The sequence below is a fragment of the Paenibacillus sp. J22P90 genome, assembly GCF_059692195.1.
Window position 1 is genome coordinate 1 of sequence record NZ_JCAUAY010000018.1, and the last position, 15808, is coordinate 15808.

General features: G+C 45.7%; 15 protein-coding genes. 14 read left to right on the top strand and 1 reads right to left on the bottom strand.

Features of this window, described 5'->3' with window-relative positions; genetic code table 11:
• Window positions 1-329 precede the first annotated feature (329 nt).
• From AC58UX_RS31545 to pssA, 7 genes are all read left to right on the top strand, one after another.
• Complete coding sequence (locus tag AC58UX_RS31545) at window positions 330-791, top strand: CtsR family transcriptional regulator (protein ID WP_497260026.1); 462 nt, start codon at window positions 330-332, stop codon at window positions 789-791.
• Window positions 792-804: 13 nt separating this feature from the next.
• The gene (gene mcsA, locus AC58UX_RS31550; protein ID WP_497260027.1) at window positions 805-1311 is read left to right on the top strand and encodes a protein-arginine kinase activator protein McsA; all 507 of its coding nucleotides are present in this window, start codon (window positions 805-807) and stop codon (window positions 1309-1311) included.
• A 23-nt stretch (window positions 1312-1334) separates the two neighbouring features.
• Window positions 1335-2396, top strand: a complete 1062-nt coding sequence (gene mcsB, locus AC58UX_RS31555) for a protein-arginine kinase McsB (RefSeq protein WP_497260028.1) — start codon at window positions 1335-1337, stop codon at window positions 2394-2396.
• A gap of 51 nt (window positions 2397-2447) precedes the next feature.
• On the top strand, window positions 2448-4892 hold the full coding sequence (gene clpC / locus AC58UX_RS31560; protein WP_497260029.1) for an ATP-dependent protease ATP-binding subunit ClpC: 2445 nt from the start codon (window positions 2448-2450) through the stop codon (window positions 4890-4892).
• Window positions 4893-5080: 188 nt separating this feature from the next.
• Entirely contained in the window at window positions 5081-6448 is a 1368-nt protein-coding gene (radA, locus tag AC58UX_RS31565; RefSeq protein WP_497260030.1) for a DNA repair protein RadA, read from the top strand.
• 39 nt (window positions 6449-6487) lie between these two features.
• Entirely contained in the window at window positions 6488-7567 is a 1080-nt protein-coding gene (gene disA, locus AC58UX_RS31570; protein ID WP_497260031.1) for a DNA integrity scanning diadenylate cyclase DisA, read from the top strand.
• Window positions 7568-7652: 85 nt separating this feature from the next.
• Window positions 7653-8411 (top strand): CDP-diacylglycerol--serine O-phosphatidyltransferase, encoded by a 759-nt coding sequence (gene pssA / locus AC58UX_RS31575; RefSeq protein ID WP_068661861.1) that lies wholly within the window; start codon window positions 7653-7655, stop codon window positions 8409-8411.
• A gap of 78 nt (window positions 8412-8489) precedes the next feature.
• Here the strand turns inward: pssA and AC58UX_RS31580 are convergent, their stop codons facing one another.
• The gene (locus AC58UX_RS31580; RefSeq protein WP_497260065.1) at window positions 8490-8885 is read right to left on the bottom strand and encodes a nucleoside triphosphate pyrophosphohydrolase family protein; all 396 of its coding nucleotides are present in this window, start codon (window positions 8883-8885) and stop codon (window positions 8490-8492) included.
• A 152-nt stretch (window positions 8886-9037) separates the two neighbouring features.
• Between AC58UX_RS31580 and AC58UX_RS31585 the strand changes: the two genes are divergently transcribed.
• From AC58UX_RS31585 to AC58UX_RS31615, 7 genes are all read left to right on the top strand, one after another.
• Window positions 9038-10105 (top strand): PIN/TRAM domain-containing protein, encoded by a 1068-nt coding sequence (locus AC58UX_RS31585; RefSeq protein WP_497260032.1) that lies wholly within the window; start codon window positions 9038-9040, stop codon window positions 10103-10105.
• A gap of 100 nt (window positions 10106-10205) precedes the next feature.
• The gene (ispD, locus tag AC58UX_RS31590; protein ID WP_497260033.1) at window positions 10206-10913 is read left to right on the top strand and encodes a 2-C-methyl-D-erythritol 4-phosphate cytidylyltransferase; all 708 of its coding nucleotides are present in this window, start codon (window positions 10206-10208) and stop codon (window positions 10911-10913) included.
• A complete protein-coding gene (ispF, locus tag AC58UX_RS31595; RefSeq protein ID WP_497260034.1) occupies window positions 10910-11395 on the top strand; it encodes a 2-C-methyl-D-erythritol 2,4-cyclodiphosphate synthase in 486 nt (161 codons plus the stop codon). The genes ispD and ispF overlap by 4 nt, the downstream gene beginning before the upstream one ends.
• A gap of 37 nt (window positions 11396-11432) precedes the next feature.
• A complete protein-coding gene (gltX, locus tag AC58UX_RS31600) occupies window positions 11433-12887 on the top strand; it encodes a glutamate--tRNA ligase (RefSeq protein ID WP_497260035.1) in 1455 nt (484 codons plus the stop codon).
• 434 nt (window positions 12888-13321) lie between these two features.
• Window positions 13322-13978 carry a serine O-acetyltransferase gene (gene cysE, locus AC58UX_RS31605; RefSeq protein WP_497260036.1) on the top strand — a complete coding sequence of 219 codons (657 nt, stop codon included), beginning with the start codon at window positions 13322-13324 and terminating at the stop codon, window positions 13976-13978.
• Complete coding sequence (gene cysS / locus AC58UX_RS31610) at window positions 13975-15375, top strand: cysteine--tRNA ligase (RefSeq protein ID WP_497260037.1); 1401 nt, start codon at window positions 13975-13977, stop codon at window positions 15373-15375. The genes cysE and cysS overlap by 4 nt, the downstream gene beginning before the upstream one ends.
• A gap of 5 nt (window positions 15376-15380) precedes the next feature.
• A complete protein-coding gene (locus tag AC58UX_RS31615) occupies window positions 15381-15806 on the top strand; it encodes a Mini-ribonuclease 3 (protein WP_497260038.1) in 426 nt (141 codons plus the stop codon).
• Window positions 15807-15808 lie beyond the last annotated feature (2 nt).

Genomic DNA, 15808 nt, shown 5'->3' on the forward strand with positions numbered 1-15808 from the left:
TAAGCCCTCCAGCGTCGATGGTACTTGAACCGCAGGGTTCTGGGAGAGTAGAACGTTGCCAAGCAATTGAAAGAGCCTTACTTGGAGAAATCCAGGTAAGGCTCTTTTTTGCATTTTAAATATGCAACGGAGCGTTCGTATCCCCTTTTAATAATTGAATAAATCTGTAGGTAAGGTCAACAATAGTAAGGTTCACTTAAGGCTATCGGATCCGTGGGGAGACATTTTAGGAGCAGTACTTGTCAAAAAGAAAGGAAATGATTATAATTTAGTTAAGGTCAAAGAAAGTCAAAGTCAATTTACTTCTAGAAATCTGGGAGGCCGAATTGATGCGCAATGTATCAGAAATTATTGAACAGTATTTAAAACATGTTCTGCAACAAAGTAATGAAGGAGCTATCGAGATTCAAAGAAACGATTTAGCGGACCAATTTCAATGCGTACCATCTCAAATCAATTATGTCATAAGTACAAGGTTCACCTTGGAAAAGGGCTATTTGGTGGAAAGTAAGCGCGGCGGTGGCGGCTATATTCGCATCCAGAAGATCGAGCTCAAGAGTCATGGATCGATTGTGGATCACATTTTCCGAACGATTCATACCCACATTGATCAAGTCACCTCAGAGGGACTTATTTATCAATTGCAAGAGGGGCACTATATTTCCACCAGAGAAGCTAACCTGATTCGGGCGGCGATATCCCGAGATGTATTGACCTTTAAACTGCCGCTGCGCGATGAAATTCGGGCCAAGATTCTTAAAGCAATGCTGATATCCTTGCTTAGCAAATAAGGAGGCAGATGGAATGGTTTGTCAGGAATGCGGAAAACGACCGGCGACTCTTCATTTCACCAAGATCGTGAATGGGGACAAGAACGAGTTCCACATTTGTGAGAATTGTGCCCGCGAGAAGGGCGAGATGATTCCAGGAACATCGAACGGCTTTTCGATTCACAATTTATTATCAGGGTTACTTGATTTTGAACCATTGTCCGCGGCAAAGTCGCAGGCCATCCGCTGTGATAGCTGCGGTCTTACGTATTCGCAATTTAGTAAACTAGGTCGGTTTGGTTGTGGGGCCTGTTATCAAAGCTTTTCAGTCAAACTAGACCCTCTTTTCAAGCGAGTGCATGGGAATATCGTTCATGTAGGGAAAGTTCCCAAACGCAGTGGTGGTATCATTCAAAGCAAACGTGAAATCGATCTTTTGAAGAAAGATATGATGACCTGTATCGAGAGCGAAGAATTCGAGCAGGCTGCCCAGATACGTGACCAAATTCGTGAGATTGAGAAGAAAATTGCGGGTATGTAAGTTTGTAAGGGAGTGTGAATCCAGTGACATTACAGCGGTTTACAGGAGATGCTTTAAGTGAATGGATGAAAGGGGAAGGGCCAGAATCGGATATTGTCATAAGCAGTCGAATCCGTATTGCCCGTAACCTGAGAGACTATCCATATCCTATGCTCGCGACCAATCAACAATCTCAGGAAGTGCTGGAGCAGTTATCTGGTGTTCTTGAGAATGAAGAGCTGGAGACGATAAGCAACTTCTCGCTTATTCCACTCGCGGAGCTCAATGAGCTCGAGCGAATGGTGCTAGTGGAGAAACATTTAATTAGTCCAAATTTAGCTAACGAATCCAGGAATGGTGCCGTTATTTTAAGCGATAATGAATCGATTAGCATCATGATCAATGAAGAAGATCATCTTCGCATACAATGTTTATGTCCAGGTTTTCAGATTAAAGAAGTTTGGGATCTGGCCAATCAAATTGATGATATTTTTGAAACACAGATGGATTATGGATACGATGAAAAAAGAGGCTACCTAACAAGCTGTCCGACCAATGTCGGCACCGGGATACGCGCTTCTGTCATGATGCACCTTCCCGCGCTAGTGCTTAGTCAGCAAATTAATCGTATTTTATCTGCTGTTACACAAGTTGGGTTGACGGTTAGAGGATTATATGGGGAAGGTAGCGAAGCTTTAGGTAATCTATTCCAAATCTCTAATCAAATCACGCTAGGTCAGTCGGAAGAAGAGATCATTGATAATTTATATAGTGTGGCCAGGCAAATTATTGAGCATGAACGTGCCGCGAGACATAAGCTATTACAAGAGTCTAGAATGCGGATCATTGACCGAGTGAATCGCTCCCTAGGGATTCTATCCTATGCAGGAATTATAGACTCTAAGGAAGCTGCACAGCGACTCTCGGATGTACGGCTAGGTATCGACCTTGGTATCATCAACAATGTATCGTCGCACATTCTTAATGAATTGTTAGTCATGACGCAGCCTGGTTTTCTTCAACAATATGCAGGTGAGAAGTTGAATGCAGATGAGCGAGATATGCGGCGGGCGGAACTGATTCGCGAGAAGTTTGGCAGGGTATGAGTAACATCCTTTAGGAATTCCATAGATATACTACTTTTGGAGGTGTTCGCTATGATGTTTGGCAGATTTACGGAACGTGCGCAGAAGGTGCTTTCTCTTGCACAAGAGGAGGCTGTTCGATTAGGACATAACAATATTGGAACAGAGCACATTTTACTAGGACTTATTCGTGAAGGCGAAGGCATTGCTGCTAAAGCACTCGTTGCGCTCGGCTTGGGTCTTGAGAAAATTCAAGATGAAGTCGAATCTCTAATTGGCAGAGGACAAGAACAACCTACGAACATTGCGTATACCCCTAGAGCTAAGAAAGTGATTGAGCTTTCGATGGATGAAGCGAGGAAATTAGGTCACACGTATGTGGGGACTGAACATATTTTGCTCGGACTGATTCGGGAGGGTGAGGGCGTAGCTGCAAGAGTCCTAAATAATCTTGGTGTTTCCTTGAATAAAGCAAGACAGCAGGTTCTGCAGCTTTTGGGCAGCAGTGAAACCGTATCGCCTAGCCATGGTACGAATCCTAATGTGAACACGCCTACATTGGATGGGCTGGCAAGAGATCTGACCGCCTACGCCAAGGATGGGCATTTGGACCCTGTGATCGGTCGTAGCAAAGAGATTGAGCGCGTCATTCAAGTATTGAGCCGTAGAACCAAAAACAATCCTGTTCTCATTGGTGAGCCAGGGGTTGGTAAAACAGCAATTGCTGAAGGACTTGCACAAAAAATCATTAACAATGAAATTCCGGAAACATTGAAAGATAAACGCGTTATGACCCTAGATATGGGATCTGTTGTTGCAGGTACGAAGTATCGCGGTGAATTCGAGGATCGTCTGAAAAAAATTATGGATGAAATTCGCCAAGCGGGCAATATCGTCTTGTTCATTGATGAGCTTCACACCTTGATTGGTGCTGGTGGAGCGGAAGGTGCGATTGACGCTTCTAATATTCTAAAGCCAGCCTTGGCCCGCGGAGAGCTTCAATGTATCGGAGCTACAACGCTAGATGAGTACCGTAAATACATTGAGAAAGATGCTGCGTTAGAGCGTCGTTTCCAACCGATTACGGTAGACCAACCATCACCTGAAGAAGCGGTTCAAATCTTGTATGGTTTGCGTGACCGTTATGAAGCGCATCACCGTGTGAAAATTACAGATGCTGCGATTCAAGAAGCTGTTAAGCTATCGGATCGTTACATCACAGATCGTTTCTTACCGGATAAAGCGATCGACCTGATCGACGAAGCGAGCTCCAAGGTTAGATTGCGTTCATACACAACACCGCCGTCATTGAAGCAGCTTGAGAGCAAGCTTGAGAATATCCGTAAAGAGAAAGATGCTGCCGTTCAGAGCCAAGAGTTCGAGAAAGCAGCAGGACTTCGTGATACAGAGCAAAAGCTGCGCGAAGAGCTAGATTCCACGAAGAATGAGTGGAAAGAGAAACAGGGTCGTCTGGATACGGAAGTTACGCCGGATGACATCGCACAAATCGTTGCGAGCTGGACGGGAATTCCGGTCAGCAAGCTTGCTGAAGAAGAGACAGATCGTTTGCTCAAAATGGAAGATATCCTTCATGAGCGTGTGATCGGACAAGAAGAAGCGGTAAAAGCGGTAAGTCGTGCGATTCGCCGCGCAAGAGCAGGTCTGAAAGATCCGAAGCGTCCGATGGGCTCCTTTATTTTCCTAGGACCTACGGGTGTTGGTAAAACCGAACTTGCACGCGCATTAGCAGAGTCCCTCTTCGGAGACGATAACGCCGTTGTACGTATCGATATGTCCGAGTACATGGAGAAGCACTCGACTTCCCGTTTAGTAGGGGCGCCTCCAGGGTATGTGGGCTATGAAGAAGGCGGTCAGCTGACTGAGAAAGTTCGCCGCAAACCTTACTCTGTCGTCCTCCTAGATGAAATTGAGAAGGCGCATCCGGAAGTGTTCAACATCCTGTTGCAAGTGCTAGAGGATGGTCGCTTAACAGATTCCAAAGGTCGCACAGTTGATTTCCGCAACACGTTAATCATCATGACTTCCAATGTCGGCGCGGATATGATTAAGAAAAACTCTTCGCTGGGCTTCACAGCTGCATTGGATGCTGGTAAAGACTACAGTAACATGAAAGACAAGGTGATGGGCGAGTTGAAGAAAAGCTTCCGTCCTGAGTTCCTTAACCGGATCGATGAAATCATCGTATTCCACTCTTTGGATGAAGCGCACATTGCCCAAATTGTCAGCTTGATGGCTGATGATCTACGCAAACGTCTGAAAGAGCAAGAAGTTGATTTCTTACTGACGGATAAAGCGAAGATGTTCCTTGCTAAAGAAGGATTTGATCCAACCTATGGTGCTCGTCCATTGCGTAGAGCGATTCAGAAGCATATTGAAGATCGCTTGTCGGAAGAATTGCTCAGAGGCAATATTGCTAAAGGCGATTCACTGACCATTGATGAGAATGAAGGCGAACTAGTTGTCCTTAAGGGCGAAGGCGTCTCGTTAACAAAATAAGAGCAAGTGAAGAAGCATTTCACTTCATCCGATGAGGGTGGAGTGAGGTGCTTTTTTATTTCAAATAATATGTGAGTGATACAAACGTTTATTTTGGCTCAGCACTTTCATGAGAAACATAAAAATGGTAAACTTTATTGGTAAGGATAGCCAAAAAGGATATCCCCATGTTAAGGAGTAGCGCTTCTATGAGTAAACAAAAAACGAAATTTAGCTGCCAAGAATGCGGTTATGATTCACCGAAATGGATGGGCAAATGCCCAGGTTGTCAATCTTGGAATACGATGGTGGAAGAAATTGAAACGGTTGTTCGTACACAAGGGATGACATCTTCGATCCCCAAAACGAAAGAAAAACCGATCCCCATCATACATATAGAAAGTAGCTCGGAACCACGAGTTGTTACAAGCAACAAAGAATTAAATCGGGTCCTAGGGGGAGGTATTGTCCCCGGGTCATTAATCCTCGTTGGTGGAGATCCTGGTATTGGGAAATCGACCTTGCTCCTGCAAACGTCCTTCGAACTCACACAAGCTCAGCAAAAAGTCCTTTATATTTCAGGAGAAGAATCCATCAAGCAGACGAAGCTTCGTGCTGATCGCCTGAATGCCTCATCTCCACTACTGTATGTATTATGTGAGACAAACCTCGAGCTTATTGAGGAAGCTATACAAGAAACGAATCCTGATTTTCTCGTAATTGACTCGATCCAAACTGTATTTCATCCGTCGATTACTTCGGCGCCTGGAACTGTATCACAGGTTCGAGAATGCACAGGGCATTTTATGAGAATAGCTAAGGGTAAGGGAATTGCAACGGTCCTTGTCGGGCATGTAACGAAGGAAGGGGCAATAGCGGGACCTAGAATGCTGGAGCATATGGTAGACTGTGTGCTCTACTTTGAAGGAGAGCGACATCACTCTTATCGTGTGCTTAGAGCTGTGAAGAACCGTTTTGGCTCCACAAATGAAATCGGAATTTTTGAAATGCAAGAGGTTGGCCTCGTGGAAGTGAACAATCCTTCTGAGCTGTTTCTATCCGAAAGGCCGCTTGGCGTAGCAGGTTCAGCCGTTGTTGCCAGTATGGAAGGGACGCGTCCCGTTTTGGTGGAAATTCAGGCATTAGTCTCTTCGACGAACTTTCCATCTCCAAGAAGAATGGCAACAGGTGTCGATCACAATCGCCTTTCTTTAATAATTGCGGTATTAGAGAAACGAATGGGCATGTTTTTGCAAAATCAAGATGCCTACCTAAACGTGGCCGGTGGAATTAAGCTGGATGAACCCGCGGTGGATCTAGCGATTGCCATTAGTATCGCATCCAGTTTCCGGGATCAACCGACGCAACCTTTTGATGCTGTGTTCGGTGAGATCGGGTTAACAGGTGAAGTCCGCGGCGTATCTCGGATTGATCAACGTGTGAAGGAAGCAGAGAAGCTTGGTTTCCGTCGGGTAATTATGCCGGAGAAAAGCTTGAAGGGATGGACTCATCCGAAAGGGATGGAGATTATTGGCGTAAACACCGTGGCAGAGGCATTGAAAGCAGCGCTTGGTTAACGTGGTTTTGTAAGCCTACAAGCCTTCAGGAGGAAAATGATGAGTAAAGAAGAGACGAAACGAGATGTGATGAGCCAGTTGCTCCAGTTGGTAGCCCCTGGTACTCCATTTCGTGATGGATTGGAGAATGTCCTACGCGCCAAGACAGGTGGCCTGATCGTCGTAGGTTTTAGTTCCGAGGTAACAGAAATCGTGGATGGCGGGTTCTCAATTAATTGCGACTTTTCGCCTAACTATTTATATGAGCTTGCCAAAATGGACGGTGCGATCATTCTTAGCGAGGATATCAAACGTATCCTTTATGCGAACACGCAGCTAATTCCAGATTCATCGATTCCCTCTTCGGAGACAGGAATTCGACATCGTACAGCGGAGCGTGTAGCGAAGCAAACGAATAAATTAGTCGTTTCCATTTCACAACGGCGGAATGTCATCACGCTTTATCAAGGCAATTTAAGGTATGCGCTCAAAGATATCGGCGTCATCCTGACCAAAGCGAATCAAGCGATCCAGACGTTGGAGAGATATAAGGTTGTTCTCGATCAGTCTTTAACGAACCTTAGCGCCTCCGAATTTGAGGAGTTAGTTACGCTGCATGATATTACGAATGTCATCGCTAGATTTGAAATGGTTTTGCGTATCAAAGCCGAAATTAATCGTTATATTAACGAGCTTGGCAATGAAGGACGCCTAATTAGCATGCAATTAGAAGAACTTGTTGGGAATGCGGAACTTGAGGCGCGTTTGCTCGTAAAAGATTATGTAAGAGAATTATCTGAGGAAAGAGTCAAAGAGATGCAGGCTGGTTTGAAGCGTCTGTCATCTGATGAGCTGCTTGAGCCCCAGCAAATCATTCGTTTGCTTGGGTATTCTCATACCAATTCGATAGCTGAAGAGCCTGTCTCCCCACGTGGCTTCCGCATTTTAGGCAAAATTCCGCGGTTACCATCGATCATTATTGGTAATCTGGTGGAGAAGTTTGGCTACTTGCCACACATGATGATGGCGACGATCGAGGAATTGGATGAAGTTGACGGAATCGGAGAAGTGAGAGCCCGCGCCATTAAGGAAGGTCTCAAAAGAATTCAGGAACAAGTGTTCATTGACAGACATATTTAAAGTGGATACAATCATAAAGTATCATTGTTGAGGTTTCATGAAGTCAAGTTTAGGGTATAGTAAATCCAGAGGTGGACAAAAACATATGTTAACAAAATCAATTCCCAGTCTCTTTACAGTAGGGAACTTATTCCTAGGCGTATTATCGATCATCCTAGCCTTTAGTGGAGAACATGGCGTCGCTGCCGTGCTTGTCATTGTCGCTATGCTGTTGGATGGACTCGATGGACGTGTTGCAAGAGCGTTGAACGCTCAAAGTGAGTTTGGTAAAGAATTAGACTCTTTATCCGATGTGATTTCATTCGGTGTCGCTCCTGCTTTCATCATGTATGTCGTTGCTTTCAATGACCCTACCGTGATTAGTCCAGCATTTGCTTGGATTGTAACGGCGATCTTCCCGATCTGTGGAGCGCTGCGTTTAGCTCGTTTCAATGTTGTTGCCGGTACGCCTGGCTATTTCATCGGTTTACCGATTCCAGCAGCAGGCGGTGTTCTTTGTACATTAGCTTTATTCGTAAACGATATTAACGTCTATGTACTTCTTGTAAGTACAGTTCTATTGTCATACTTAATGGTCAGCACAGTGAAATATCCGAATTTCAAAAAAGCCGGTATCCCTAAAGCAGCGATCTGGATCACGCCGATTATCGTTGCAGCCGCAATTTTGATTGCGATCAAATGGCCTGAATCCATTTCCAAAATGATTTTCGTACCGCTTCTAGGGTACGCGCTCTACGGCCTAAAAAAAAACGTTGATGGATATTTCATCCGTCTCCGCAATCTTCGCAGAAAGAACAAAAGACGTGGCGTAGACGACAACAATTCCGTAAAATCTGACGTCTAGCACGTTGTTCGAAAATAAAAAGCATTTATTTTCTCCTGAAATCTCGGGAAGAAAATAAATGCTTTTTTGTTTTCATCATCATGACATGTTGAATAGGCCCAGTGTTGTACATTTCTTCGATTCATTCTCAACGACTTGCTCCAAATTAATGTCTAGAATGTTGCTTAGCGCAGACATGTAGAAGAGATTCCTACCTAGCTCGCTGCTAACGACCTCGATGCATTGTTCACATAAGTGTCCAGATACATGGGTGCGAAGAACATCCTTAGCCTCATCCAAGGTCATCTCTGGATGATACTCTTGCTTGGCTGCATGAACCTGGATACATCCACATTCAGTAATGGATTTCACCACGGAACGGTTGGCAGCTGCGCCTGACTGTTGAAATTTGGATAAGACATCAAGCAGACTGCGGTGACGGAGTAACAAATCAGACACTTGATCTTGAAACTGCTTTAAAGTCAAGGAGCTCATTCCATCCACCTCTGGTAGGTTGGTAACTTCCATTTTATTATAATGGATGCTCTCTAATATTTCAATTTTCCGACTAAAGAAGTGATTAACGTTACATAAATTGGAACATAATTGTAATAAGGCTTATAAAAAGTGATGCAGGAGGTGAATCTGTGATGAAAAAATGGGTACAAGTCATTTTAGCCATCATGGGTGGCAGTTTAGGTTATAGGTGGAGCGATGAGTTCCTTCGAACAACGGATGTAACAAGCCAAGCAGGACAAGTATTTTGGATTAATAGTTTATGTGCAGTAGGGATGTTCTTAGTTTCAGCGTGGGTAGCTAATGTGGGTATGAAGCTATTGATGAGAGGAGAACGAAATGTCACGGATATTCCCGTGTCGGACTTGCTTGCGGGTACGCTAGGTCTTGTGATTGGGCTATTAGTTTCCGTAATGTTATTTCCAGTGTTGGAGCAAGCCAAATGGGCCGGTCCTTTCTTACCGTTCCTCGTGTCTGCTGTATTGGGAGTTATGGGCTTCCGTATCGGCTACAGCAAGCGGGAAGAGCTTGTGCAGGTCATTGCGAAGAGCCGATCTGGCGGTCCAGAGAAGCAGACGCATCGTCCATACGAAGAGCATAAGATTTTGGATACGAGTGTTATCATCGATGGCCGAATCGCAGATATTTGCAAGACGGGTTTTATCGAGGGCACATTGGTGATTCCGGAGTTCGTATTGGAAGAGTTGCAGCATATTGCAGATTCGTCCGATTTACTGAAGCGCAACCGTGGTCGTCGCGGACTGGACATTTTGAACAAGATCCAAAAAGAGCTGGAAGTCAAAGTCCTCATCTATGAAGGGGATTTCGAGGAAATCGCTGAAGTTGACAGCAAATTGGTTCGTTTAGCCAAAGTGCTTCAAGGGAAAGTGATTACGAACGATTTTAACCTGAATAAAGTGTGTGAATTGCAAGGTGTATCGGTGCTCAATATCAACGATCTTGCGAATGCGGTGAAGCCAGTTGTCCTACCGGGAGAAGAAATTATTGTTCAAGTCATTAAAGACGGCAAGGAACATGGACAAGGTGTAGCCTATTTAGATGATGGCACGATGATCGTTGTGGAAGGTGGACGCGATTTCATCGGGATGACGCTGGAAGTCATGGTAACGAGTGTGCTGCAGACGTCGGCTGGTCGAATGATTTTTGCGAAACCAAAACTATTGGAAAAAGCACAGTAAAACCAGTATGATAAGGAGATGTAACATAGCTCTTTCAAGTTGACTTGGGCTTATGATTACGAAGAAAGCTTTCGTGTGAAAGCGCCAAGTTGGAGGACTTATGGGGAAGCTAGGGGTTATCATCGTGGCAGCGGGCAAGGGCTCGCGCATGGGTACAGCAGAAAGCAAACAATACCTGCAACTGGGACAGAAGCCAATTCTGGTACATACCTTGCAATTATTTCAAAACATACATGAAGTGGATGAAATTATTCTCGTTGTTGGTGCAGATGATGTGAGTCGCTGTAACGGCTATGTCACGAGCTATGCGCTTACGAAGGTATCGTGTGTGCTAGCAGGAGGCGCGGAGCGTCAAGATTCTGTTAGACGAGGTCTGGATGCTTTGCAAGAGGGCACGGAATGGGTGCTTGTGCATGACGGTGTTCGCCCTTTCGTGAAGATCGAACACATGTTCGATTGCCTTGCGAAGGCACAAGAAGTAGGGGCAGCTGTCCTCGCCGTTCCCGTTAAGGATACAATTAAGGTTGTGGATGCAGCGGATCATCGCATTCAATCAACACCGGATAGACGAAGCTTGTGGGCGATCCAAACGCCGCAGGCTTTTCGTCTTTCTCTCCTGCAGGAGGCGCATGAGAAGGCTCAGCAGGATGGGTTCATGGGGACGGATGATGCGAGTTTAGTGGAACGTTTGGGCGCTGCGGTGCATGTGGTAGAAGGGGACTATTATAATATCAAAATAACGACCCCGGAGGATTTACCTTGGGCAGAATGGATTTTACATAACGTAAGGGGAGAGGATCGCAAATGATTCGTGTAGGCAATGGATTTGATGTTCATCAATTAGTAGAGGGTCGTAAGTGCATTATTGGAGGCGTAACGATTCCTTATGAAAAAGGGTTGCTCGGGCACTCGGATGCGGATGTGCTGCTGCACGCGATTAGTGACGCCATCTTAGGCGCACTAGGCCTTGGCGATATCGGGAAGCACTTCCCGGATACAGCTGCTGAGTATAAAGACGCGGATAGCCTAGTCTTATTGAAGCGGGTATGGCAATTAGCGAAAGAGAAGGGCTACAAATTAGGGAACGCCGATTCCACAATTATTGCGCAGAAGCCGAAAATGCTGCCTTACATCCCGCAAATGGTTGAAATTATCGCTGCTGCTTTAGAGGCAGAGCCAGATCAAGTGAATGTAAAAGCGACAACGACGGAACAGTTAGGATTTACGGGTCGTGGCGAGGGAATTGCCGCGCAATCGGTTGTTTGTTTAATTCGAGATGTGCTAAAATAGCAGGTATTCATGAATGGAATGAAAAGGGGATACGTCGATGAGTCAGCCTTTACGCGTGCGTTATGCACCTAGTCCGACTGGACATTTACATATTGGCGGTGCCCGTACGGCACTGTTTGATTATTTATTAGCTCGCAAGCATGGTGGAGCGTTTGTTGTGCGTTTTGAAGATACGGATCAAACTCGTCATAAAGAGTCTGGTATCGAAGACCAGTTGAATGGTTTGAGATGGCTTGGCCTAGAGTGGGATGAGAGCTTGGATATCGGGGGCCCTTACGGTCCATACCGTCAAATGGAAAGACTCGATATTTATCGCACTTACCTAGACAAACTGCTGGAAAGCGGTCACGCCTACGGCTGCTATTGCTCCGAAGCGGATTTAGAGCAAGAGCGCGCTGAGCAAGAAGCTAGCGGTGAAATGGGCGGCTACTCCGGCAAATGCCGTAACTTGACGCCTGAGCAGATTGCCGCGTATCAAGCGGAAGGACGCGTACCATCTACGCGTTTCCGTGTGCCTGCCGACAGAATCATCGGCTTCACAGATAAAGTTCGCGAGCACGTGGAGTTCGACTCCAACGGGGTCGGCGATTTCATTATTGCCCGTGCGGATGGCATCCCTACGTATAACTTTGCTGTAATCGTGGATGATCACTTGATGAAAATCAACCTGGTGATTCGTGGAGAAGAGCATCTGTCCAATACACCGCGACAAATCCTGATGTATGAAGCGTTAGGTATGCCGATTCCGGACTTTGCGCATTTAGCCTTGATTTTGAATCAGGACCGTAAAAAGATGAGCAAACGGGATGAGTCCATCATCCAGTTTATTGAACAGTACAAAGAGCTGGGCTATCTACCCGAAGCAGTAGTGAACTTTATTGCACTGCTAGGTTGGTCCCCTGGCGGAGAAGAAGAGATGTTCACCAAGGAAGAATTGATCGCACAGTTTGATTTGGATCGTGTATCTAAGAGTCCAGCTGTGTTTGATATGGATAAATTGAACTGGATGAACAATGCCTACTTGAAAAAGGCTCCGCTCTCCCGCGTCGTAGACCTGTGTCTGCCGCATTTGCGCAAAGCCGGGTATATCCAAGGTGACTTGGACGCGGCTTCGCAACAATGGGTAGAGGCGCTCGTAGGCCTCAATCAAGAAAGAATGCGCTACGCGGCTGAGATCGTGGAATTGTCCAGCCTCTTCTTTAAAGAAGAGCTGGTCATCGATGAAGAAGCAGCAGCTATTTTGAAAGAAGAGCATGTGCCAGTCGTGTTGGCGAGCTTCTTGACGCAAGTGGAGCAAGCGGAAGCTTTCACGGTTGAAGCTATGCCGGCATTGCTGAAAGCTGTACAGAAGGAAACAGGCTTCAAAGGGAAGCAGCTGTTCATGTCTGTGCGCTCCGCGTTGACAGGTCAAGTCCATGGACCGGATTTGAATGTGTCCCTTTTCCTACTTGGGAAAGAAAAAGTCGTTTCACGTCTACAGAGCTTATTGTAAAGCGGGATTCTTTTCGCTATACTTAAATCAATGAATACGAAATGCCATGATCAGGAGAGTATGGTTAAGTGAGGATTCGTCAGAGAGGATAATCAAGGCCGCGAGGCTTTGGCTGTGAGTTATCCAATCCTTGTGATCAGAAATGCACCTGTGAGCAGCCGCGCCGAATACTCAGTTTGAGTAGGGTAGGCGTTGCCGGAACACCCACGTTATGGGTTTGAGTTGGGAGACTTCCGAGTCACCAAGCAGAGTGGAACCGCGATAACCACGCCTCTGCAGCCTTAGGGCTGCAGGGGCTTTTTTTATTTTAAAATATAAGACTTTATAAGTTTCACGTTCTAAATTGTCTTATATTTCTGGATAAACGCTCACGTCCTTGAAAGACGGCGTAGCCGTTTATTTCGTCCCATTATTCTAGGCAAGTAGGTGAGCATATGTGGTCAACGATCAAATCTGATATATCCGCCGTATTCGATAACGACCCTGCCGCACGCAGTTGGTTTGAGGTTGTATTTACGTATTCGGGACTTCATGCGATTTGGTCGCATCGAATTGGACATTGGTTTTATACAAGAAGGATGTATACCCTGGCACGTATCGTTTCTCAAATAAGCCGGTTCATGACTGGAATCGAAATCCATCCGGGTGCGACGATTGGTCAAAGGTTGTTTATTGATCACGGGATGGGTGTTGTTATCGGGGAAACCTGCGAGATCGGGGATGATGTCATCCTGTATCAAGGTGTAACTTTAGGTGGAACAGGGAAAGAGAAAGGTAAGAGACACCCAACAATTGGCAATAATGTAGTTATTGGATCTGGTGCCAAAGTTCTTGGATCCTTCCTAGTTGGCGAAAACTCACGCATTGGCTCCAATGCCGTTGTCATTCAGGAGGTTCCTTCCAATAGCACAGTCGTTACGATTCCTGCCAAAGTTGTAAAACGAGACGGCATCCGCGTGAATCGGTTGGATCATGGTAATTTACCGGATCCAATCGTTGATATTTTCCAAGAATTACAAGGTCAAATTAATGATTTGAAATACCAACTTGAAGAAGAGCGGAAGAAGAATGGAGAACTGAGGAGAACATGACACTCAAAGTATATAATACACTAACGCGTACGAAGGAAGAGTTTGTCCCTATTGAGCCGGGTAAAGTGAAGATGTACGTATGTGGCCCGACAGTATATAACTACATTCATATAGGAAATGGCCGGCCTGTTATATTTTTCGACGTCGTTCGTCGTTATTTGGAATCTCAGCAATATGAGGTAACTTATATCACAAACTTTACCGATGTCGATGATAAAATGATCCGGAAAGCCGAGGAGATGGCAGTTTCCGTGCCAGAGCTGGCCGAAACGTTCATCGCGGCCTTCTTAGAAGATATCCAATCCCTAGGTGTGCATGAAGCTACTTTGAATCCGCGGGTTACGGAGAACATTCAAGAAATCATCGATTTCATTGCTGCGCTTGTAGAGAAGGATTTCGCTTATGAAGCTCGCGGCGATGTCTATTATCGGACTTCAAAATTTGCGGATTACGGCAAGCTCTCTAAACAAAATCTGGAAGAGCTTCAGCACGGAATTCGTATTGAGGTGGATGAGCGTAAAGAAAACCCACAGGACTTTGTCCTATGGAAAGCCGCAAAGCCAGGCGAGATTTATTGGGATAGCCCTTGGGGGCAAGGTCGCCCAGGCTGGCATATTGAGTGCTCCGCGATGGTGCGCAAATATTTAGGTGAAACGATTGATATTCACGGAGGCGGGCAAGATTTAACGTTCCCTCACCATGAGTGTGAGATCGCCCAAACCGAAGCAGTGACGGGTCATCCGATGGCCAATTATTGGCTGCACAATGCGTTCTTGAATATCGACAATGAGAAAATGTCGAAATCGCTCGGAAACGGGATCCTCATCCGCGATCTGATTAAACAAATTAAACCGCAAGTATTCCGGTTCTTCATGCTATCCGCTCACTATCGCAATCCGCTTAATTTCAGTGATGAGAGCTTGAAGCAGGCTGCCAACGCGTTGGATCGCATTCAAAATGCTTACGACAATATGAAGCATCGCCTGGCTACAGCATCTGTAACTGGAGATATTGAAGCGGGCATTACAGATAAGCTGCAGGCAATTTCGAAACAATTTGTGGATAAAATGAACGATGATTTCAATACGCCGGATGCGATTACCGCGGTATTCGATCTTGTTGCGGAAGCGAACCTGTACTTACAGCAGGAGCGGGTACATGTGGATGCAGTGAAACTTTACATGGCGCAGTTGGAAGCGTTCGATGCAACGCTCGGCATCCTGTCCCAACAGGCGGATGAATTGCTGGATGAAGAGATTGAGCAATTGATCATTGAACGTACGGAGTCGCGGAAAACGAAGAATTGGGCGCGCGCGGATGAAATCCGTGATTTGCTGACAGAGAAAGGGATATTCCTTGAGGATACACCACAAGGGATTCGCTGGCGCCGCAAATGATGGAAATGAACAAGGATGCCGCTAATTTGTTTGCATTCCCTCCCTCGAAAAGTCCGAATTTACTAAATCCACTCGTCTTGGCCTATATAGGAGATGCTGTGTATGAGGTCTATATTCGTCAATATGTCATCTCGGGGGGCAATCATCGCCCGAACCATTTGCATAAGGCTGCAACTGGATATGTCTCCGCCAAAGCGCAATCCAAATTGTTGACAGCCTTGCTGCCGAGTTTAACGGAAGAAGAAGTAGACATCGTGAAGCGGGGACGTAATGCCAAGTCCGGAACGACGGCGAAAAACGCGGATGTGCTGGAATACCGACACAGTACCGCGTTTGAGTGCTTAATCGGATATTTATATTACAAGCAATCGTTTGAGCGATTGAAAGAGATTTTAGACTTTGCGATCACGTATGATCAGAAACAGAAATAGAT